The sequence below is a fragment of the Pantoea sp. USHLN256 genome (assembly GCF_037149875.1).
Taxonomy (GTDB): domain Bacteria; phylum Pseudomonadota; class Gammaproteobacteria; order Enterobacterales; family Enterobacteriaceae; genus Pantoea; species Pantoea nemavictus.
Genome location: NZ_JBBCQO010000004.1, coordinates 281,311 through 302,019, shown reverse-complemented (window position 1 = coordinate 302,019; position 20,709 = coordinate 281,311). Strand labels below are relative to the sequence as shown.

The following is a 20,709-nucleotide window of genomic DNA, read 5'->3' as shown; positions in this document are numbered from 1 at the left end:
CGCGCTATTTACGCAGCCACTGCCCATTGATACCGCGCACATACTCACCGCTGCCGGCGCGATTCACCAGTTTCTCACCGGCGATGCGCGCCACTTCGCTGGCGGTCAGATTATTTTGCTGCGCCACGCGCTGATACTGTTCCATCCGGCCGGCGTTAATACGCTTAACCAGTTCGAGCGTTACGTCATCCTGCTGGCGCGCCGCGACATAGCCGCTCAGCGTTTCGCCTACGCGCCCCTGCTGACGCGCCTCATCGAGCGTCAACGCCCACGCTGATGGCACCAACAGCAGCGCTACAACGAGCGCGATTGCCTTGCGTTTCATCATGCATCTCCTCAAAACAGGCCGCTCTGGTTCTTCAGCAGCGCTTCCACATCTTTATCCACCTTGATGTGAATCTCATGCTCAATTTTCACGTTCATATTGATGGTGATGGGCTCTTTCGGTGCCGCCACCTCAATACGCGGCACGCAGCCGCTCAATGGCAGCCAGGCTGCCAGCACCAGTAATGCCCTGAGGCTCATGGTTGGGGATCCTTTTTCGAGGGTAAGGTGGCATTTTGCTCCACCCATGATTGAAAATTATCGCCAAAGCGCAGGCTGCGCCACAGCTGGAACAGATTCTCTTGATGTCGATAGTTCAGATTGACGGTTTGTCGACGGTTACTGAACTGGCTGACGCCTTTCACTTCCGATTGCATGATCAAGTTGCCGAAGTTATCCAGATCAAGCGTGGCCCACGAACGCGAAATCTCCATATAGCGCAGCCAATCCATCGCCGCGCCGGCGGCAACATTGTTGCTGACAATGGCATCCGCCATATCTTTATCCAGGCGGAACGTCAGCGGCCCACTGTTAGCGACCCAACCCTTTTCAATCAACCATTGGGGATTATTCACCCACAGCGGTAGCTCACCGTTAACTTTACCGGACATGGCAAACTGTTTGGGCTTAATCGCGGTGACCAGCTTGCTGAGGTTGATCTCTTTCAGCGAGACACGCGCGGCCTGATGCTGCGGCATACGCAGCTCGGGCATGCTGACGTGTCCGCCCAGCAAATCGAGATTGACATTACTTAGGGTTAACGGCTGGCGCTCCTGCCACGGATAGTGGCCTTGCAAATCAGCGGTGATATTTTGCAGTGAGAACTGGTTTTTCACTTCAGCGATGCGCAGTGATACTGGGCCGCGACGTCCAAGTTGCCATTGATGAACTTTCAGGCGGAACGGCAGCGAGAAATCGATACCGTTGATTTCACTGTCCGGCATCCACAGGCTGCCGTTTTTCACCGTCCAGTGACCACCAGCCTCAAAACCCTGAACGCTGGCAGCCGAGAACGCCACCTGCGCGCGCAGTTCACCCGACTGAATGCGCATTTTCAGATCGCTACTGAGCAGCGGCTGGAACACCGTCAGCGACTGCGCCGGCCACCAGGCTTCGCCGCGCAATCGTTCGCCATCCCAGCGGCCATGCACGCGCACCGGTCCGATATCTTCCGCCGTCAGCTGACCACGCCACAGGAAATGGCTGGGATCGCTGCCTTTGGCTTCAAAATTGAGTTCTGAAGGTGGCAGCCAGCCGCCGTAGCTAAATTGGGTTTGGCCAGATTTCAGCGTGAAGCCGCCGTTAAACGCGGGCTGTTGCGGATCACGTTGCCAGCGTACCGGCGCGGAGAGCGTCAGACGCGGTTTAGCGACTTGCACCATGCCATAGGCCAGCTGATCGAAACCGGTATTCAGCGTATCGAGGCTGATCAAGGTGTCCTGCCAGCTGCCGGTGCCCTTCACATCCCATTTGGCCGCCAGTGGCGCGATGGCACCCTCGCCCCAATAGCGCCAGTTCCAGATACCGCTATCCGGCCAGAAATCCGTGGCGCGCCCATCGAGATGCAGGGTGAAACGGCCAAAGTTCGGATCGTGCGCTTTGAGTATCGCCTGCAGGCGACCGTTTATGCCGCGCGAAGCCAGTGTCACACCCGCCAGCGGCCAGCGTGCTTCATCCACTTCCAGCGTTGAAAGTAAGCGGCCACGCAACCGCAGCAGCGCCCCCTGCTTCAGGCTGAGCTGTGGATCGGTTAATACCCCGTGCAACAAGCCCGGCATGCTGCCGAACAGTTGCAGATCGGCAAATTTACTCTCGCCGGTTAGCTGGAACGGCAAAGCGCTATCGATCATGCTGAGTTTGCCCGGCCCAACGCTCAGTACCAGATTGCCTTTGCCGCCGCGCCCTTGCGTCAGCAAATTGAATCGTCCGCTGACCAGGGTGTTTTCCAGACCTTGCTGCCAGTTTTCCAGCGTGAGCGCCAGACCGCCTGAAAGCGGCTGGTCGGCCTGTGGCCAGCGCCATTGCCCCTGCGTGATGCGTATTTCCTGCTCATCAACCTGCCACGGCAGCTGCAGCAGCGGCAGTTCATCTCCCTGCTGCTTCACGGTTAACGCACCCTGCTGCTGTTGCCAGTTGAGGGTCAGCGCCAGCGGCTGTGGCCACTGCGCCACGTTAAGGTCTGCGCTGAGTTCACCCGCTACCGGCAAGCCGTTGGCAAAAGTTGGCAAAGTCACATCGCCGTGCAGATTGAGCGGTTTAGGCAATAAAGGATGACTGAGTTGCAGCTGACTAATGTGCAACTGTTGGCCCTGCAAACGGGCCTCAAGATTGAGATTGTCGCCTTGGTAACGCAGCCGCTGAACCTCTTGATCTAAGGTAAGATCGAATCGACCAGCATATTGCTGCCACGGCAGAACAGTGATTTTTTGCAAATGCACATCGGCGCCGGGCAGCATCTTCTGCCAGTCGGCCAGGCTACGTGGTGCACCGCTTGCGGCGCTTTGCGGCAGTGATTGCAGGCAATCACTGTTGAGCTGTACGTCAGCGGCGCTAAGCTGCCAACGTTTCTGCTGCCAGCCGAGCGCGGCATCGTGGACGTTCGCCAGTTCGCAATCACCGGCCAGATAGCGCACCGCCGGGAAATGCAGGGCACCCTGCTGCCAGCGCGGCGTGCCGTTGAGCTCAACGCGGGTATTTTCCGGCAGCCAGATACCGGCCAGACGCGGCAACCATTGCGTGAGCGTCAGCAGCAATCCCAATAGCAGCAGTATCAGCGCCAGTAGCGCAGCAAGTGTTCGGCGGAGGCCACGCGGCATGGTAGCTAACTATCCCTTTAAATAAGTCCTAAATAATTCGAATGACAGGAAGGCGGCAAGTGGGTGAATCACCAGAAGCTTACTGCAGTAAGAGATTGGGGTGAGTACACGCCACCAAGGCTCCTGACGTTCGAATTATGACGGATTTAATGATGGCATGTTATATCTCACAAATGAAGGCGTTAGCTGCTTAGTCTGGCTGAAGAACAGCAAAATGCCGCGAAAAACGTTATCCTGTGAGGATACCGACGTTGCATTTTTCAGGAGCGAAACAATGAAAGTTGCGGTTTACAGCACCAAGCATTACGACCAGAAATACCTCGAACACGTCAATGCCAGCTTTGGATTTGAGCTGCAGTTTTTTGACTTCCTGCTCACGCCCGCCACGGCGAAAAATGCCGCTGGCTGCGATGCGGTGTGCATTTTCGTAAACGATGATGCCAGCAAAGAGGTGCTGGAAGAGTTAGCGGCGTTGGGTGTTAAGCACATCGCGCTGCGCTGCGCCGGTTTTAATAATGTCGATCTGGCGGCGGCGAAAGAACTGGGCTTAAACGTGGTGCGGGTACCGGCTTATTCACCGGAAGCGGTGGCCGAGCATGCGGTTGGTCTGATGATGACGTTGAATCGTCGCATTCACCGCGCCTATCAACGTACGCGTGACGCCAACTTTTCACTGGATGGCTTAACCGGCTTCAACATGCACAACAAAACCGCAGGCATCGTTGGCACCGGCAAAATCGGCGTGGCCACGATGCGTATCCTGAAGGGATTTGGCATGCGCTTACTGGCGTTTGATCCTTATCCAAGCCAGGCCGCGCTGGAACTGGGTGCGGAATACGTCGATTTGAAAACGCTGTTTGCTGAAGCCGATGTGATTACGCTGCACTGCCCGCTGACGCCGGAAAACCATCATCTGCTGAATGCCCAGGCGTTCAGCCAAATGAAAGACGGCGTGATGATCATCAACACCAGCCGCGGCGGATTAATCGACTCGCAGGCGGCGATTGATGCGCTCAAGCAACAAAAGATTGGTTCATTGGGTATGGATGTGTATGAAAACGAACGCGACCTGTTCTTTGAAGACAAATCAAATGACGTGATTCAGGACGATGTGTTCCGACGCCTGTCCGCCTGTCACAACGTACTGTTTACCGGCCATCAGGCATTTCTGACTGCCGAAGCGCTAACGGCGATTTCAGAAACCACACTCGGCAATTTGCAGCAGCTGGAACGGGGTGAAATCAGCCCGAATCTGGTCACCGCGTAATTATCCTGCGCCTGCCTTAGCGGGCGCAGCTTCCACCCATCAGCGCCTGTTCGTCACAACGACGACCATTGGCCAACTGACACATGCCTATGCGTGAACCATCTAACTGACGTGAAAACGCCAGCGAGCCCCCGGCATTACTGCAATTCACTTCAGCCATAGATGACATCACAACGCGCGGTGATACGTGTGCGGCAGTGGCTTGTTGCGGCGGTTCGTTATCACTATTGCTGCTGCAGGCAGAAAGTAACAATGTGGCTCCGGCCAGCAGAAAAAGTGCGGCTTTCATCGATGGGGCTCCGGGGATTGAGCGAAAAAGTCGCACCAGCATATGTCAGGCGTGGCAAGGGATCGAGGGGAGACACAGCTTTTTACAAAATTTTCTTCCATGCTTTGCAAGCAGAATTATCCTGATTGGGATATTTCCACCCTTTTCTCGCTGCTACTTGCCCAATTATCAATAACTAAGGAGAGAACAATGTTGACGGATATGCTAATCCGTATTGCTTTAGCCGGAATTCTCGGCGGTCTGATTGGCCTGGAACGCCAGCTACGCGCTAAAGAAGCCGGTCTTCGCACCCACATTTTGGTCGGCATCGGCAGCGCCATGTTTATGCTGGTGTCGAAATACGGCTTCGCCGATATGTTAGTTAGCGATCATGTGGCGCTCGATCCCAGCCGTATTGCAGCGCAGGTCGTCAGCGGCATGGGCTTCCTCGGCGCGGGTACCATCATTATTCAAAAACAGGTAGTGAAAGGCCTTACTACAGCCGCTGGCTTATGGGTGACGGCGGCAATTGGATTGGTGATCGGTAGCGGCATGTACGAAATCGGCATTTATGGCACCGTGCTGGCGCTGGTGGTGCTGGAAACCTTCCGTCGCATTAGCCACTGGCTGATTGGCCGTCATCATACATTGCTGGTGCATCTCAAACCGAAAAGCGTGCCGATTGTCTTACTGGTGCTACAGCGCGAGAACGTGCGTTACGGGCATATCGCCGTCGTTAATCGTGACGAGGAGAATGGCTTGTGCGAGTTAAGGGTTGAGGTGACATTGTCACGGCGCACGCCGATGCACAATATTTATGACAAAGTGATGGAAATCAAAGGCGTTCAATCGCTGGAGATGATGTAAAAATCATCAATTTTAGAAGCTTGTGCGCTGGCATCCCGCTTGCACACTGATGAGAAAGTCACATCATGGTGCTTTGCTAAACTGAACTGATAACCCCCGTAAATTTTGCGGGTTTCTCAGCGTAGCAAAGGACGATTTATGATTACCGTCGACGGTAACGGTGCGGTGGCGTCGGTCGCCTTCCGCACCAGTGAAGTAATTGCCATTTACCCCATCACGCCCAGTTCAACGATGGCTGAACTGGCAGATAGCTGGTCAGGTGAAGGCCGCCGTAATATCTGGGGCGACGTGCCGCGTGTGATTGAGATGCAGTCGGAAGGTGGCGCGATTGCCACCGTGCATGGCGCGCTGCAAACCGGTGCGCTCTCCACCACCTTTACGTCGTCGCAGGGATTGTTATTGATGATCCCCACGCTCTACAAACTGGCCGGGCAATTGACGCCGTTTGTGCTGCACGTAGCGGCGCGTACCGTGGCGACCCACGCGCTGTCGATTTTTGGCGATCACTCCGATGTGATGGCGGTGCGCCAAACCGGCTGTGCCCAACTCTGTGCATCCAGCGTGCAGGAAGCGCAGGATTTTGCCTTGATCGCGCAAATCGCTTCACTGAATAGCCGCATTCCCTTTATTCACTTCTTCGATGGCTTCCGCACCTCGCACGAAATAAACAAGATTGTACCGATCAGCGATGAAACCTTGCAGCTGCTGATGCCTGGTGAAGCAATTACCGCCCATCGTGCCCGTGCGCTCACGCCGGATCGTCCGACCATTCGCGGAACCTCCGCCAATCCTGATACCTATTTCCAGTCTCGCGAAGCCACCAACCGCTGGTACGACGATTGCACCCGACACGTTGAAGCAGCGATGACAGCCTTTGGCGAAACTACCGGACGCTGCTATCAGCCGTTTGAGTTTTACGGCCATCCGCAGGCCGAACGCGTGATCATTATGATGGGATCCGGCTGTGGCACCGCTGAAGAAGCGATTGATGAGATGCAACAACGTGGCGAAAAAGTGGGATTGGTAAAAGTACGCTTGTATCGCCCATTCTCGGCAACGCATTTGTTGCAGATGATTCCTGTAAGCGCACAGCGCATTGCGGTGCTTGATCGCACCAAAGAGCCGGGCGCGCTAGGGGAACCGCTGTTCCTGGATGTGATAACTGCGTTAGCTGAAGCCTACAGTCGCGGCGAGCGGACATCGCTGCCGAAAGTGATTGGTGGTCGCTATGGTTTGTCGTCGAAAGAGTTCGCGCCCGATGCGGTATTGGCAGTGTTTCGCGCGCTGCAGCGCGATCTGCCACCGGCACGCTTTACCGTGGGGATTTACGACGATGTCACCCACCTTTCACTGCCGATGGAAGCCAACATCGTGCCCAACCGCGCGCGGCTGGAAGCGCTGTTTTACGGTTTGGGCAGCGACGGTAGCGTTAGCGCCAGCAAAAACAATCTGAAGATTATCGGCAGCGCTACGCCGTGGCACGTGCAGGGCTATTTCGTCTACGATTCGAAAAAAGCCGGCGGGCTGACGGTTTCCCATCTGCGCGTCAGCGAACATCCGATCCAGTCCGCCTATTTGATTCAGCAGGCAGACTTCATCGGTTGTCACCAACTGCAGTTTATCGATAAATATTCGATGCTCGATCAGCTTAAGCCAGGCGGGATTTTCCTGCTCAATACGCCTTACGCTGCTGATGAAGTGTGGGCGCGTTTGCCGCAGGAAGTGCAGAGTCAGCTGAACGACAAGCAGGCACGCTTGTTTGTGATTAACGCGGCGCGCATCGCGCGTGAATGTCAGCTAGGCGCGCGCATTAACACCGTTATGCAGATGGCCTTTTTCCAGCTGACGCAGATTCTGCCGGGCGATAGCGCGCTGACTGAACTACAAAACGCGATTGCGCGCAGCTACAGCAGCAAAGGCGAAGCGCTGGTGCAGCGTAACTGGCAGGCGCTGGCGATGGCGCAACAGGCACTGCAGGCGGTAGCGCTGCAGCCGGTTGACAATCGCAGCCCCCACCGCCCGCCGGTGGTAGCGGATAGCGCACCGGATTTCGTCAAAACCGTCACCGCGGCGATGTTAGCCGGTCTCGGCGACAAATTACCGGTCTCGGCGCTGCCGCCCGACGGCACCTGGCCCGTTGGCACCACGCAGTGGGAAAAGCGCAATATTGCCGAAGCGGTGCCCATCTGGCAGCCCGATCTCTGTACGCAATGCAACCATTGTGTCGCAGCTTGTCCGCATTCGGCCATTCGCGCCAAAGTTGTCGCCCCAGAAGCCTTGGTAGATGCGCCTGCTACGCTGGCCTCACTGGATGTGAAATCACGCGATATGCGTGGGCAGAAGTATGTCTTGCAGGTGGCACCGGAAGATTGCACCGGCTGTAATCTGTGCGTGGAAGTGTGCCCGGCCAGCGACCGTCAGCATCCGGAAATCAAAGCCATCAATATGCAATCGCGGCTGGAACATGTTGAAACTGAGAAGGCCAACTATGCGGCCTTCCTCGCGCTGCCGGAGATCACCGCTGAACAGCTGGAACGTATTGATATCCGTACTTCGCAGCTCATTACGCCGCTGTTTGAATACTCTGGCGCCTGTTCTGGCTGCGGCGAAACGCCGTATATCAAGTTACTGACGCAGCTGTATGGCGATCGCTTGTTAATTGCTAATGCCACCGGTTGCTCTTCGATTTATGGCGGCAATTTGCCTTCGACGCCTTATACCACCAACGCGGATGGGCGCGGTCCGGCGTGGGCGAACTCGCTGTTTGAAGATAACGCCGAGTTTGGTTTGGGGTTCCGCTTGAGTGTCGATCAGCATAAACAGCGCGCGCTGCGCTTGCTCGACCAGTGCACGCCACTTCTGCCCGCCGGATTAGTAGACGAACTTAAAAGTGACAATGTCACCATATCGCAGCGACGTGAGCAGATAGCCCAACTGCGCGCCCTGCTTGCCGCTTCGTCACAGTCTGAAGCGGAAGCCTTAAGTGAGGCTGCTGATGCGTTAGTGGAAAAATCCGTCTGGCTGATTGGTGGCGATGGCTGGGCTTACGATATCGGCTACGGCGGCCTCGATCACGTGATGAGCCTGAGCGAAAACGTCAATGTGCTGGTGCTGGATACGCAGTGCTACTCCAACACCGGCGGCCAGGCATCAAAAGCGACACCGCTTGGTGCGGTGACCAAGTTTGGTGAGCAAGGTAAACGCAAGGCACGGAAAGATCTCGGCATGTCTACGCTGCTGTACGGCCATGTGTACGTGGCGCAGATCTCTCTCGGCGCGCAGCTCAACCAAACGGTAAAAGCCATCCAGGAAGCGGAAGCCTGGCCAGGTCCGTCGCTGGTCATCGCATACAGCCCGTGTGAAGAGCATGGCTACGACTTGGCCTATAGCCACGAGCAGATGCGCCTGCTCACCACCAGCGGTTTCTGGCCACTGTATCGCTTCGACCCGCGCCGGGCGGAGCAAGGTAAAGCTGCGCTGGCGCTGGATTCGCGTCCACCGACTTCAGAACTGGAACAAGCATTAATGAACGAACAGCGCTTCCGCCAGTTACAAACCCAGCGCCCCGAAGAGGCCTCGCAGCTGTGGCAGGATGCGACAGAGGCCGCTAATCAGCGTTATCAACGCCTGGCGGAATTGGCAGGGAAAAGCGAGAGAAGTGACTAAATGAACAAGCCCGGCAACCGAGGCCGGGCTTTTTGCAGGTTCAACAGGATATAAGATTTACCAGTGCATTGCTCTCTGCGCATAAAAGAGATCACGTGAGGCTAGCATTCGCGCCCGCAATCCGTACCATACGCAGTCATGTTTATAGGGTTTATTGCCGTTGAAGATTGCTTCAGCCGCTAACGGCCCTCGCCTTCACTCTCAAGCGTGAAAATAATGTCAGAAAATCAAGAAGTAACAAAGAAAGAACAGTACAACCTCAACAAGCTGCAGAAGCGTTTGCGTCGCAACGTGGGTGAAGCCATTGCCGACTTCAATATGATTGAAGAAGGCGATCGCATCATGGTTTGTCTGTCTGGCGGTAAAGACAGCTACACCATGCTGGAAATCCTGCGCAATTTGCAGCAGAGCGCGCCGGTGAACTTCTCGCTGGTGGCGGTGAATCTCGACCAGAAACAACCTGGCTTCCCCGAGCATATTCTGCCGGCCTATCTGGATGAGCTGGGCGTTGAGTACCACATCGTTAACGAAGACACCTATTCCATCGTTAAAGATAAAATTCCCGAAGGCAAAACCACCTGTTCGCTCTGTTCACGCCTGCGCCGCGGCATTCTGTATCGCACCGCGAGCGAACTGGGATGTAGCAAAATCGCCCTTGGACACCATCGTGATGACATCCTCCAGACGATGTTCCTGAACATGTTCTACGGCGGAAAAATGAAAGGCATGCCGCCGAAACTGATGAGCGATGATGGCAAACATATCGTGATCCGTCCGCTGGCTTATTGCCGCGAGAAAGACATCATTCGTTTTGCCGAAGCGCGTCAATTCCCAATCATCCCCTGCAACCTGTGTGGTTCGCAGCCGAACCTGCAGCGTCAGGTGGTGGCTGATATGCTGCGTGACTGGGATAAACGCTATCCTGGCCGCATCGAAACCATGTTCACCGCGATGCAAAATGTGGTGCCATCACACATGGCGGACATAAATCTTTTTGATTTCAAAGGTATTAAACACGGTGATGCGGTCGTGGACGGCGGCGATTTGGCCTTCGACCGTGAAAGCCTGCCGGTGCAGCCTGCGGGCTGGCAGCCAGAAGAGGAAGATGCGCCTAATCTCAGCGTGCGCCTTGATGTGCTGGAAATTAAATAATCGTCATTGATGTAACGAAAGGCGCGTCGCTTTGGCTACGCGCCTTTTTTATTAGCGGTGCGGTGGCGGATCTTGAATCGGTGGAAATTCGGGGTCGTAAGGCGGCTGCGCGGGTGGAATCGGTTGCGGTTGTGGAATCGGTTCAGGAATTGGCGGTGGATCGGTAGGAATCGGTTCGCTGGCAGTAATCGGTTGCATGCCCTTCTCCTTGTTGCTGAATGTCCTGTAAGCATAGGAAAGGATGCGCGAGCAAGCCAAGCGGGCAAAAAAAAGCCGGCGGATAGGCCGGCGTCGTACGAATCAAATGTGCTATGCAGTAATTCAAAAAAGGAAGTAAGACAATATGGAGCGCAACGCCCATCGCTTGACGTTGCATTCACCTGCGGGAAAGAGTTTGCCCCGATTGACCTGGCGGGATATTGATATCGATCAGGTTTATTCCGCTTTTCTGCCCTACAACCATTTACGCCGTTTCAGCCATATCGCCACGCCCGCCACCATCACCAAAAGCAGCACGCAGAACGCGGTAAAGCCAAGCGCCCAGTTACCGCCGGGAATGCCACCCAAATTGACGCCAAATAGCCCAGTGAGAAACGTAGCGGGCAGGAAAATCATCGCCATCAGCGACATGGTGTACGTGCGGCGGTTCATTGACTCCGCGAGAATCGAAGCGACTTCATCCGCCAGAATTGAGGTACGCGCTACGCCTGCGTTGAGATCGTCGAGTCCGCGGCCCAATCGGTCCGCGACTTCTTGCATACGACGGCGATCGTCATCGTTCATCCATGCCATTTTTTCGATAGCCAGCCGCGCGTAGACATCACGCTGCGGTGCCATATAGCGGCGCATCACAATCAGTTGCTTGCGCAGCAGCGCAAGGTCTCCGCGCGCCGGCACTTCCTGGTTCATCAACGCATCTTCCAGCTCGATAATTTTATCGTGCATCTCTTCGATAAATTCGCTGGCGTGATCGGTCAACGCATCACACACATCAACCAGCCAACTGCCACCATCAACCGGTCCATTGCCGTTTTGCAAATCGGTCAGTACCGCGTCAATTGCATACACTTTGCGGCGTCGCGTCGACACAATCAGCTTGTCGTTGATAAACACGCGCATCGCCACCAGTTGATCGGGGCGCGAATCGGCGTTGTGGTTCACGCTGCGCAGCACAATCATAAAGCCATCGCCAAGGCGCGTAACGCGAGGCCGCATGCTGTCGCCGGCCAGCGCATCGCGCACGGAATCGGGAATCAGCGGCGTGTTTTGCAGCCATTCCGCACTTTGCCGTTGAGTGTAATTGAGGTGTAACCAGCAGGGACGTTCGCAGTTGATCACGTCTTTATCGTCGATGGGGATCATGCCACCGGTGCCATCAAGCTGACAGGACACAATGGCATCGGATACTTGTAGTGCTTTACCTTCAATGACGTTCACGAACTCGCCTCGCTATCAAAATCAATACGATACAGTCTAGCGTGGCGCAGACCAGTTGCAATCATCAGGCTGTGAGCAAAGATGACAGACGATCATCCTGATCGCCCGATGGGTAGGGTTGACGTTAATGCCGACCGGGCGATTTAGTGCTTCTCAATCCACATTTCGCGGCTGTAAGCCACGTCTTCCGGATTAGTGATCGGATACCCTTTCACCCACGGCTTGATCAGGCGTCCGTTAGTGTATTGGTAGATCGGCGCGATCGGTGCCTGATCGGCAATAATCTGTTCGGCTTTGTTGTAATCGGTGTTACGCGCCGCGACGCTGGTTTCGGTGCTGGCTTTGGTGATCACCGCATCATAATCGGCACTGCGGAAACGCGCGATATTACCGCTATGGCTGGAGGTTAGCAGGCTGAGGAAGGTAGACGGTTCGTTGTAATCGCCAACCCATGAAGCGCGGATCACATCAAAACTGCCGCTGTTACGACTGTCGATATAGGTTTTCCACTCCTGATTTTGCAAGGTGACATCAACGCCGAGATTCTTCTTCCACATTGACGCCACCGCGATAGCGATTTTCTGATGGCTCTCTGACGTGTTGTACAACAACGTCAGGTGCAATGGCTTGCCCGGCCCATAACCCGCGGCGGCCAGCAGGGCTTTGGCCTGCGCATTCAGTTCCTGCTGGCTATGCTGCTGCAGATAGCTTTTCAGCGGCGTAAAGCCAGCGGTGACATCCGGCGTGAAATGCCAGGCCGGTTTTTCACCGGTGCCCAATACTTTCTCCGCGATGATGCGGCGATCGATGCTCCACGACAGCGCCTTACGCACGCGCACATCAGCAGTCGGCCCTTTCTCGGTGTTAAACGCGTAGTAATAGGTACCGAGCTGATCCGGCGTATAAACCTGGCCCGGCAACTCTTTTTTCAGCAGCGCGTACATGTTTTTCGGGAAGGATTCGGTGATATCGATATCGTTGGCGCGATAACGTTTGGTCGCGCTGGACTCTTCGTTAATGGGAATAAAAGTGACCTTGGTCAGCACTGAAGCTTTGTCATCCCAATAATGGCTGTTACGTACCAGCACAATTTTTTCATTCACCACCCGATCTTGCAGTTGATAGGCGCCGTTGCCAACCAGCTTGCCGGGAGAAGTCCAGCTATCTCCCTCTTTTTCAATCACTTTTTTCGGTACTGGATACATTGCTGCATTAGCGACCATACTTGGGAACCATGGCACAGGACGTGACAGCGTCACCTTAAGCTGAGTGGCGTCTATTGCGGATACGCCGAGCTTATCGGCGCCCATCTGCCCTTTGGTGATCGCATCAGCATTCTCAATGCCGCTCAGCGCGGCAAACCAGGCAAACGGAGAACTGTTTTTTGGATCAACTAAACGCTGCCAGCTATAGACAAAATCCTGCGCGGTCACCGGTTCGCCATTTGACCAGCGCGCGTCTTTGCGCAGGGTAAAGACCCACGTTTTGTTATCGCTGCTGCTCCAGCTCTGCGCGACGCCGGGCACGATTTTGCCATGCGCATCCTGATTGGTTAGCCCTTCGAACAGATCGCGCATCACCTGAATTTCCGGCAGGCCGACCGCCTTCATTGGATCGAGCGAAGCGGGTTCATCTTTAATATGCCGAACAATTTCCTGCGTGCTGGCCAATTGGGCGCCCGACGGAACGTTGGCGGCGAATGCGGGTGAGACTGCGCTGGTTACGATTAAGGCCGCCAGCGTCATGCGAAACGTTAGATTCATCACCACTCCTTTACGCGAAAAAATGGCGACTGCTAAACAAAGGATGTCGCCAGTAACTTTCGGCACTTTATCGCAAATTGCTGATTGATATATAGCTATTTCCCCACGCGCTGTTTACCGTTATGTTGAGGCTGGATTATCGGTCACATTTTTTACCTTGAGCGCCAGAAAGCTTTTGGCTGCGTTTGGAAGCATCTCAATGAGGAACGTCATGTCGTCATACCATCCACGTCCGCTACGCGGCAAGCTGGACGCTGTCTGGCAGCAATACGGGCAATCGGTGCTGGGCGCCCCGCTGCTGTGGTTCCCTGCACCCGCGGCGGATGCAGAAAGCGGCCTCATCATTGCCGGCACACACGGTGATGAGAATGCCGCTATTGCCACCTTATCCGGCGCGATGCGCACTTTGCCCGATGCTCTGCGTCGTCATCACGTCATTCTGGCTGTGAATCCAGATGGCTGTCAGCTGGGGCTGCGCGCTAACGCTAACGGTGTCGATCTCAATCGTAATTTCCCCGCTGCTAACTGGCAGAGCGGCGATACGGTTTATCGCTGGAACAGCGAAGCCGATGAGCGTGATGTGGTGCTATCAACCGGTAGCAGCCCTTCGTCAGAACCTGAAACCCGCGCGCTGTGTCAGCTGATTCACCAAATAAAGCCGCATTGGGTGGTTTCCTGGCATGAGCCGCTGGCTTGTATCGACGATCCACATCACAGTGATTTAGCGCAGTGGCTGGCGCAGCAAACGGCGCTGCCGGTCGTCAGCAGCGTGGGTTATGCTACGCCAGGCTCGTTTGGTAGCTGGTGCGATGATCTCGGCCTGTTATGCATTACCGCCGAGATGCCGCCGATTTCGGTGGATGAAGCTACCGAGGTTTATCTGGAAGCGATGATCAATCTGCTGCGCTGGCAGCCCGCGGTTTGAGTACGCCGTGAGAGAAATGCAGCGACGGTTCAACATCAGCAGCCAGCCAGGTTGGACCGTCGAGATCGGCAAATTTCGCCCGGGTTGTCAGCGGTAAAGCCGCGCGAATCGCCCGCGAAGTACACAGCATGCAGCCGAGCATAATGGCAAAACCCTGCTGCTGCGCCGCATCCGCTAACGCCAGCGCTTCAGTTAAGCCGCCCGTTTTATCCAGTTTGATATTCACCATTTCATAGCGCCCTTGAAGCTGGGGCAGGCTTTCACGCGTATGACAGCTCTCGTCTGCACAGATCGGTAGCGGATGAATAAAGTTGCCCAGCGCGGCATCCTGCGCCGCCGGAAGTGGCTGCTCAAGCATCGCCACGTCGAGATCGGCCAGCAGCTGACAACGCGCCGCCAGTCCTTCGGCATGCCAGGATTCATTGGCATCAACGATCAGCGTGGCCTGCGGCACCGCGCTGCGAATGGCCACCAGACGTTCGCTGATCAGATGGTCATCCATTTTAATCTTCAACAAGCGCGCGCCATGCTGCCATAGCGCCTGTGCACTGCTGGCCATCGCATCTGGCGTGTCGATACTGATGGTATGCGCGATGACGATTTCATTAGCCAACGCGACATCGCACAAATCCACCAGGCTTTTCCCCTGCTGCTGGCGCGCTAAATCCCACAATGCACAGTCGATGGCATTGCGCGCCGCACCGGCCGGTAATGCCTGCTGCAACGCTTCACGCGTCATACCATCCTGCAGCGCGCTCAGCTGCGAAGCAATTTGTTGCAGCACCGACTCTTCGCTTTCACCGTAGCGCGCGTAAGGTGTCGCTTCACCCACACCTTTCACGCCATCCTGCTCAATTTCCACTACCACGACATGCGCTTCGGTGCGACTGCCTCGTGAAATAACAAACGGCGAATGCAACGGCCAGGCTTCCGGATAACTCTTTACTGTTCTCATTATTTCTCCTTAGAACCGCAACATAATTGCGAGCCGGCTCGATTATCGCCAGGAAAGGCGCTCGTAAACCCTTAAAAATTATGTCATAAATTAGCGCTATATCTAATCTGACGCTGCTAAAGTCAGACATTCCCCGTCGTTATAAAAGGAAATCGTATGTCTCAGAATGTTCACTTCCAGGGCAATCCGGTGCCAGTTGCAGGCCACTTCCCACAAGTTGGCGAGCAGGCTAAACCGTTCAGCCTTGTCGCTAAAGATCTTGGTGACGTATCCCTTTCTAAGTATGCAGGCAAACGCAAAGTTCTGAACATTTTCCCAAGCATTGATACTGGCGTATGCGCGGCCTCGGTGCGCAAGTTCAACGAGCGTTCAGGTGAAGCGGACAATACCGTGGTGCTGTGTATCTCTTCGGATCTGCCTTTTGCCCAGTCACGCTTCTGCGGCGCTGAGAACGTGAGCAACGTCATCACACTCTCTTCACTGCGCGGTGCTGAATTCAAGGAAGATTATGGCGTGGCGATTGCGGATGGTCCGCTGAAAGGCCTTACCGCACGTGCCGTGGTGGTGCTGGATGAAAACGATAAAGTGATTTATAGCGAACTGGTGAACGAAATCACCGAAGAGCCTAACTACGATGCGGCGCTGGCTGCACTGAAGTAAATGGCTGCCAAAATAACAACGCCGCCTTAAAAAGGCGGCGTTTATTTGGGGCGCATAGGTTTAGATCAGTAACTCTATGCGTTATTCACTCTCGCTTCGTTTTTGCCCCAGGCCATACTCACGCAACTTATTGGCAATCGCGGTATGCGATACGCCAAGACGCTTCGCCAGCTTGCGCGTGCTGGGATAAGAGAGATACAAACGGGTCAACACCGAACGTTCAAAACGGCTGGTGATATCGTCCAGCGACCCCTCCATCGCCTCTTCTCCCAACGACACATCAAGTGCCTGCTCAGGCAGCACGATATCTTGCGGCCCTAATTCGTATCCTTCCAACTGCGTCAGCGCGCGGTACAGCGCATTTTTCAGCTGACGCACATTGCCCGGCCAGTTATAACGTGTGAGGAACGGCGTTAGCTGCGATGACAGGCGCGGACGTGGCAATCCTTGCTCATCAGCAAAGCGGGCGACGAACATTTCGGTCAGCGGCAAAATATCCAGCGGACGTTCGCGTAGCGGTGGTAGATTTAGCGTCAGCACGTTCAGCCGATAGAACAGATCCTCACGAAACTCACCGCGTTGCACCAGCTCAATCAGGTTCTTCTGCGTGGCACAAATGACACGGACATCGACGTGGACTTCATGCTCCTCACCCACGCGACGGAAAGTCCCGTCGTTGAGGAAGCGCAGCAGTTTGGTCTGCATCCGCGGCGACATTTCGCCAATCTCATCCAGCAGCACCGAGCCGCCATTGGCCTGTTCAAAGAAACCTTTCTTGCCTTCCAGCGCGTTGGGATAAGCACCCGCCGCGTGACCAAATAGCTCGCTCTCAGCCACATCATCTGGCAACGAGGCGCAGTTCAACGCCAGGAACGGCTTTTTGCCGCGTGCGCTGCGCAAATGACAGGCACGCGCCAGCATATCTTTACCGGTGCCGGTATCGCCGACGATCAGCAGCGGTGCATCGTGCATCGCGAGCTTACGCGCCTGATCGATAACCTGACGCATTTTTGGCGTGACGGCGACGATGTGATCGAATTCAGATTCGTCGGTGACGGTCAGGTTCTGCAACTGACGACCCATGCGCGCCGTCGATTTCAGCGTAATCATCGCCCCGACGGGCAGATCGCTCTGTCCCTCTTCTTCCGCCAGATAAATTGGCCGCGCCTCCATCAGAAAATCACGCCCCTGAATCACCACGTGCTGCGCCTGGGCGTCAACCCGCTCGTTTTCCAGCCAGCGCTGAAAATTGAAACCGGTGATTAAGGTTGCGACGTTTTGATTACGCAGTTTTTGTTCATCGAGGGTAAACAGATTTTGTGCTGCCGGGTTCGCCAGCTCGACCTTGCATTTCAGATCGATAGACAACACCGGCTCCGGCATCGCCACCAGCAGCGCGCTCAGCGCACGATGCTCACGTTCAGATGGCATAAACGAAACGGTACGAACGTCTGTCACGCCAGGTGTACGGCGAATTTCTGCCATCAGGTTGCTGAAAGGTTCAAATTCCAGCGCGGTAAAATTGAGGTAAATGCGACCGAGTGGCGCAATTTCGATGCCGCGCAGGTCAATATTGCGGGCAACCAGCAGGTCGAGCAACTCGCGCGCCAGACCGATTCGGTCCTGGCAGAAAACTTCCAAACGCATTGCGATGAGCCTTAGTCAGGTTTTGATTTTAGTGATAATACGCTAACTTGCAGCGCCTCAGAAGAGGCCTGTCAGGAAAAGTTGACAGCCAGAGGCAGGTGACAGGAAGAAGTGTAGCGGAGCGACCAACAAAAATCCCGCCGAATATAGGCTGAGACACAGATAATTTTACCTTTCACGCCATCCATAGCGTGAAAGGTAAGCAGGGAGTGATTATTTAGCAGCCTGCCCTGCTTTATCCCCACTTTTTACCAGGGATTCTTTCAGCTGACCGATTAATTCGCGACGGAAATCGCCGAGACGCGGCTTATCCTCTTCCAGCCACGGCAAGGGACGACACAACTCCATCGCCTTAATGCCCAGTCGCGCGGTCAGTAAACCGGCACCAATCCCTTGCGCAGCACGGGTGGAGAGACGCGCGGCGAGATCCTGCGACATCCAATCCATGCCCACTTCGCGCACCAGTTCCGATGCGCCGGCAAACGCCATATTCAGCAGCACTAAACGGAACAGGCGAATACGGCTGAAGTAGCCGAGCTCAATGCCATAAATTGCTGCGATGCGATTCACCAGCCGCAGATTGCGCCAGGCGATAAACGCCATATCCACCAGCGCCAGCGGGCTAACGGCGATCATCAGCGTAGATTCTGCAGCATGACGGCTGATTTCACGCCGCGCCTGACGATCCAGCACCGGCTGCACCAGCTGAGCATATAACGTGACGATTTCGCGATCGTTATGCGTTTCATGCAGCGCCGCGTGCCAGCGTTGCAGCGCCGGATGTGCCTGATCCAGCTGTGCCTGCTGCGCCAGCTTTTCACAAAATGCGCGGCCTTTCCCCACGCCGTGGCTGTGCAGCAGTTCGCGGCCAATATCGCGCTCTTCGGCACGCTGGCGCAGACGATACAAGCGACGCCATTCGCCAATCAGCGCACCAGCACCGGCCGCAACAATCAAGGTACCGGCCACACCGGTGCCCAGCGTAAACCAGTCGCGCACTATCCAGGCGTCGTGCAGCGTTTGCGCGCCCTGCGCCACCACGCTAACCGCGAAAATAGCGAGGCCAACGCCCACCATTTTGCGCCACAGGCTGCGTTTAGGACGCAGCGCGGCTTCCACCACTTTTTCGGCTTCGCCCTCTTCCAGCGGCTCGGCTTCTGCGGTGGCAAGAAACGCATGGTCCGTTTCCGCACTAAAGGTTTGTGCCGCGCGCAGCGGTTTTTCCGCATCCACCGTCAGCGGACGGGCAAAATCAATGCGTCCTTTTAAAGGTGTTTCGTCGCTCATCGCAATTTATCTCCCAGTAAAAATTCCAGCGCGGCATCCATGCGAATGTGTGGCAGCGGGCGGTCAACATCCAGCTGCCGCGGCCGGAACTGTTCAAACTGAAATCCCTGCTGCTGCCAGAAGCTGTGCCCCGGCAAGCGCGGCGGTACTTCGCCGGGATAAAAAGTCAGCGCTTCATCATCGGCCAGCCGATTGCCGCGCAGCGCAGGCAGCTTTTCACCCCGATGATCAACCAGCCCGCTTTCGGTAGCTTGTACCGACGCTAAGCCGAGGCAATCCATATTAATGCCTTCAAACGCCGCGTTCTGCCATGCGTCCTGCACCAGCTGCTGCAGCAGAGAGACCATATTGGCGTGTTGATCGGAGGTAACGTGATCGGCTTTGGTGGCGGCAAACAGCAACTTGTCGATGACCGGCGAAAACAGGCGGCGAAACAGCGTGCGCTGACCGTAATGGAAACTCTGCATTAGCTGGGTCAGCGCCAGACGCATATCGCTGAACGCCTGCGGTCCGCTATTGAGCGGCTGCAGGCAATCGACCAGCACGATTTGGCGATCAAAATGCAGGAAGTGATTCTTATAGAAACCTTTCACCACGTGCTGGCAATAGTAGTTAAAGCGCTGCTGCAGCATAGCAAAGTTGCTGCCGGCGGGGGCTTGCGCCAGTTTGCTGACCTGCATCTCTTCAACCTGCGGCCACGGGAAGAACTGTAGCGCGGGCGCACCCGCCATATCGCCCGGCAGCACAAAGCGGCCCGGCTGAATAAAGTGCAACCCTTCGGTTTTGCATTGATGCAGGTAATCGGTCCAGGCGGCGGCGATTGCGGCGAGACGATTTTCATCGGCGGGTGCAAAGGGATCGAGATCGGCACACAAGCTGCGCCATTGCGCAGACCAGGTGGCGCGATCGCCCTGCAATAAGCCAACCATCTGCCGTGACCAGCTGAGATAATCCTGCGCCAGCATCGGCAGATCCAGCAGCCATTCGCCGGGATAATCGACAATTTCGAGATAGAGCGTGGCGGTATCTTTGAAGTGGCGCAGCAGCGATTCATCCGGGCGATAGCGCAGCGCCAGGCGCATTTCGCTCACGCCGCGGGTGGGCGTCGGCCACATCGGCGGTGTGCCATAAAGCTGCGCCAGACCTTCATCGTAGGTGAAACGCGGCGTACCGAGTTCGCGCTGCGGTACGCGTTTCACCCCAAGCAGGCGTTCTTCGCGCACCACGGAAAACAGCGGCAAACGCGCGCCGCTGTGCACATTGAGCAGTTGGTTAACCAGCGAGGTGATAAACGCGGTTTTGCCGCTGCGGCTTAAGCCGGTGACGGCCAGGCGCAGATGGCGGTCAACACCGCGGTTCATCAGCGCCAGCAATTCATTTTGCAGTCTTTTCATCGTTCTCCCTGATGAATCGTGCTGACAAGCGTTTAAACGCTTTGCTCAGCAACGGTTCCAGGGCGGCCGCCAGCAACAGGCGCAGCGGACGGCGCGCCACCGATTTCACAGCCCAGCCAGCGATACCGCCGGGCCCGTAAGTTACTGCACTAATGATGATAAATTTCCCCGCCGACATCAACGCAGGTGTCGCGCGACGGCGCAGAGCAGTAAAACGTTGAGTTTGCATAGAGCCTCTTACCTTAATGTAGAAGAAGCGAGCCCATTAGCGGGCTCGGGGA

At 55.7% G+C, this 20,709-nt stretch carries 18 protein-coding genes; 6 read left to right on the top strand and 12 right to left on the bottom strand.

Going from position 1 to position 20,709, the window contains the following annotated elements; all coding sequences use genetic code 11:
- Window positions 1–4: 4 nt before the first annotated feature.
- The 3 genes from WFL93_RS13145 to WFL93_RS13135 are packed head-to-tail and all read right to left on the bottom strand — an operon-like array spanning window position 5 to window position 3,140.
- Entirely contained in the window at window positions 5–325 is a 321-nt protein-coding gene (locus tag WFL93_RS13145; RefSeq protein WP_007888014.1) for a YdbL family protein, read from the bottom strand.
- Window positions 326–336: 11 nt separating this feature from the next.
- Entirely contained in the window at window positions 337–525 is a 189-nt protein-coding gene (locus WFL93_RS13140; RefSeq protein WP_007888015.1) for a YnbE family lipoprotein, read from the bottom strand.
- Window positions 522–3,140 carry a YdbH family protein gene (locus tag WFL93_RS13135; RefSeq protein ID WP_336778313.1) on the bottom strand — a complete coding sequence of 873 codons (2,619 nt, stop codon included), beginning with the start codon at window positions 3,138–3,140 and terminating at the stop codon, window positions 522–524. The genes WFL93_RS13140 and WFL93_RS13135 overlap by 4 nt, the downstream gene beginning before the upstream one ends.
- 274 nt (window positions 3,141–3,414) lie before the next feature.
- Here WFL93_RS13135 and WFL93_RS13130 point away from each other — a divergent pair, with 274 nt between their 5' ends.
- Window positions 3,415–4,407, top strand: coding sequence for a 2-hydroxyacid dehydrogenase (locus tag WFL93_RS13130; protein WP_007888018.1), 993 nt, complete (start codon window positions 3,415–3,417; stop codon window positions 4,405–4,407).
- A 16-nt stretch (window positions 4,408–4,423) separates the two neighbouring features.
- Here the strand turns inward: WFL93_RS13130 and WFL93_RS13125 are convergent, their stop codons facing one another.
- Window positions 4,424–4,696 (bottom strand): putative hemolysin, encoded by a 273-nt coding sequence (locus WFL93_RS13125; protein WP_007888020.1) that lies wholly within the window; start codon window positions 4,694–4,696, stop codon window positions 4,424–4,426.
- Window positions 4,697–4,885: 189 nt separating this feature from the next.
- Between WFL93_RS13125 and WFL93_RS13120 the strand changes: the two genes are divergently transcribed.
- From WFL93_RS13120 to ttcA, 3 genes are all read left to right on the top strand, one after another.
- Window positions 4,886–5,542, top strand: a complete 657-nt coding sequence (locus tag WFL93_RS13120; RefSeq protein ID WP_336778312.1) for an MgtC/SapB family protein — start codon at window positions 4,886–4,888, stop codon at window positions 5,540–5,542.
- A gap of 138 nt (window positions 5,543–5,680) precedes the next feature.
- Entirely contained in the window at window positions 5,681–9,208 is a 3,528-nt protein-coding gene (gene nifJ / locus WFL93_RS13115; RefSeq protein WP_336778311.1) for a pyruvate:ferredoxin (flavodoxin) oxidoreductase, read from the top strand.
- Window positions 9,209–9,424: 216 nt separating this feature from the next.
- Window positions 9,425–10,360 carry a tRNA 2-thiocytidine(32) synthetase TtcA gene (gene ttcA, locus WFL93_RS13110; RefSeq protein ID WP_336778310.1) on the top strand — a complete coding sequence of 312 codons (936 nt, stop codon included), beginning with the start codon at window positions 9,425–9,427 and terminating at the stop codon, window positions 10,358–10,360.
- Between the two features lie 51 nt (window positions 10,361–10,411).
- On the opposite strand, the gene WFL93_RS13105 is transcribed toward ttcA, so the two are convergent.
- The 3 genes from WFL93_RS13105 to WFL93_RS13095 all read right to left on the bottom strand — a co-directional run bounded on the left by WFL93_RS13105 (window position 10,412) and on the right by WFL93_RS13095 (window position 13,560).
- Window positions 10,412–10,558: a hypothetical protein gene (locus tag WFL93_RS13105; protein WP_007888028.1), complete on the bottom strand. Its 147-nt coding sequence runs from the start codon at window positions 10,556–10,558 to the stop codon at window positions 10,412–10,414.
- A gap of 255 nt (window positions 10,559–10,813) precedes the next feature.
- Entirely contained in the window at window positions 10,814–11,797 is a 984-nt protein-coding gene (gene zntB, locus WFL93_RS13100; RefSeq protein ID WP_007888030.1) for a zinc transporter ZntB, read from the bottom strand.
- Between the two features lie 143 nt (window positions 11,798–11,940).
- Complete coding sequence (locus tag WFL93_RS13095) at window positions 11,941–13,560, bottom strand: peptide ABC transporter substrate-binding protein (protein WP_336778309.1); 1,620 nt, start codon at window positions 13,558–13,560, stop codon at window positions 11,941–11,943.
- Window positions 13,561–13,771: 211 nt separating this feature from the next.
- On the opposite strand from WFL93_RS13095, the gene mpaA reads away from it, so the two are divergent.
- Entirely contained in the window at window positions 13,772–14,485 is a 714-nt protein-coding gene (gene mpaA, locus WFL93_RS13090; RefSeq protein WP_007888036.1) for a murein tripeptide amidase MpaA, read from the top strand.
- Here mpaA and ycjG read toward each other — a convergent pair.
- Window positions 14,454–15,440, bottom strand: coding sequence for an L-Ala-D/L-Glu epimerase (ycjG, locus tag WFL93_RS13085; protein ID WP_336778308.1), 987 nt, complete (start codon window positions 15,438–15,440; stop codon window positions 14,454–14,456). The genes mpaA and ycjG overlap by 32 nt on opposite strands.
- A 156-nt stretch (window positions 15,441–15,596) precedes the next feature.
- On the opposite strand from ycjG, the gene tpx reads away from it, so the two are divergent.
- Entirely contained in the window at window positions 15,597–16,100 is a 504-nt protein-coding gene (gene tpx / locus WFL93_RS13080; protein ID WP_007888056.1) for a thiol peroxidase, read from the top strand.
- Window positions 16,101–16,181: 81 nt separating this feature from the next.
- On the opposite strand, the gene tyrR is transcribed toward tpx, so the two are convergent.
- From tyrR to pspD, 4 genes are all read right to left on the bottom strand, one after another.
- Window positions 16,182–17,747: a transcriptional regulator TyrR gene (gene tyrR / locus WFL93_RS13075; protein WP_049852211.1), complete on the bottom strand. Its 1,566-nt coding sequence runs from the start codon at window positions 17,745–17,747 to the stop codon at window positions 16,182–16,184.
- 213 nt (window positions 17,748–17,960) lie between these two features.
- Window positions 17,961–19,034 carry a YcjF family protein gene (locus tag WFL93_RS13070; protein ID WP_336778307.1) on the bottom strand — a complete coding sequence of 358 codons (1,074 nt, stop codon included), beginning with the start codon at window positions 19,032–19,034 and terminating at the stop codon, window positions 17,961–17,963.
- A complete protein-coding gene (locus WFL93_RS13065; RefSeq protein WP_336778306.1) occupies window positions 19,031–20,428 on the bottom strand; it encodes a YcjX family protein in 1,398 nt (465 codons plus the stop codon). Before WFL93_RS13065 ends, WFL93_RS13070 begins: the two co-directional genes overlap by 4 nt.
- Window positions 20,409–20,657: a phage shock protein PspD gene (gene pspD, locus WFL93_RS13060; protein ID WP_007888070.1), complete on the bottom strand. Its 249-nt coding sequence runs from the start codon at window positions 20,655–20,657 to the stop codon at window positions 20,409–20,411. Before pspD ends, WFL93_RS13065 begins: the two co-directional genes overlap by 20 nt.
- Window positions 20,658–20,709 lie beyond the last annotated feature (52 nt).

Coding starts and splice junctions, on each gene's coding strand:
- WFL93_RS13145 (WP_007888014.1), bottom strand. CDS start 325: ATGAAACGCAAGGCAATCGCGCTCGTTGTAGCGCTGCTGTTGGTGCCA.
- WFL93_RS13140 (WP_007888015.1), bottom strand. CDS start 525: ATGAGCCTCAGGGCATTACTGGTGCTGGCAGCCTGGCTGCCATTGAGC.
- WFL93_RS13135 (WP_336778313.1), bottom strand. CDS start 3,140: ATGCCGCGTGGCCTCCGCCGAACACTTGCTGCGCTACTGGCGCTGATA.
- WFL93_RS13130 (WP_007888018.1), top strand. CDS start 3,415: ATGAAAGTTGCGGTTTACAGCACCAAGCATTACGACCAGAAATACCTC.
- WFL93_RS13125 (WP_007888020.1), bottom strand. CDS start 4,696: ATGAAAGCCGCACTTTTTCTGCTGGCCGGAGCCACATTGTTACTTTCT.
- WFL93_RS13120 (WP_336778312.1), top strand. CDS start 4,886: ATGTTGACGGATATGCTAATCCGTATTGCTTTAGCCGGAATTCTCGGC.
- nifJ (WP_336778311.1), top strand. CDS start 5,681: ATGATTACCGTCGACGGTAACGGTGCGGTGGCGTCGGTCGCCTTCCGC.
- ttcA (WP_336778310.1), top strand. CDS start 9,425: ATGTCAGAAAATCAAGAAGTAACAAAGAAAGAACAGTACAACCTCAAC.
- WFL93_RS13105 (WP_007888028.1), bottom strand. CDS start 10,558: ATGCAACCGATTACTGCCAGCGAACCGATTCCTACCGATCCACCGCCA.
- WFL93_RS13095 (WP_336778309.1), bottom strand. CDS start 13,560: ATGAATCTAACGTTTCGCATGACGCTGGCGGCCTTAATCGTAACCAGC.
- mpaA (WP_007888036.1), top strand. CDS start 13,772: ATGTCGTCATACCATCCACGTCCGCTACGCGGCAAGCTGGACGCTGTC.
- ycjG (WP_336778308.1), bottom strand. CDS start 15,440: ATGAGAACAGTAAAGAGTTATCCGGAAGCCTGGCCGTTGCATTCGCCG.
- tpx (WP_007888056.1), top strand. CDS start 15,597: ATGTCTCAGAATGTTCACTTCCAGGGCAATCCGGTGCCAGTTGCAGGC.
- tyrR (WP_049852211.1), bottom strand. CDS start 17,747: ATGCGTTTGGAAGTTTTCTGCCAGGACCGAATCGGTCTGGCGCGCGAG.
- WFL93_RS13070 (WP_336778307.1), bottom strand. CDS start 19,034: ATGAGCGACGAAACACCTTTAAAAGGACGCATTGATTTTGCCCGTCCG.
- WFL93_RS13065 (WP_336778306.1), bottom strand. CDS start 20,428: ATGAAAAGACTGCAAAATGAATTGCTGGCGCTGATGAACCGCGGTGTT.
- pspD (WP_007888070.1), bottom strand. CDS start 20,657: ATGCAAACTCAACGTTTTACTGCTCTGCGCCGTCGCGCGACACCTGCG.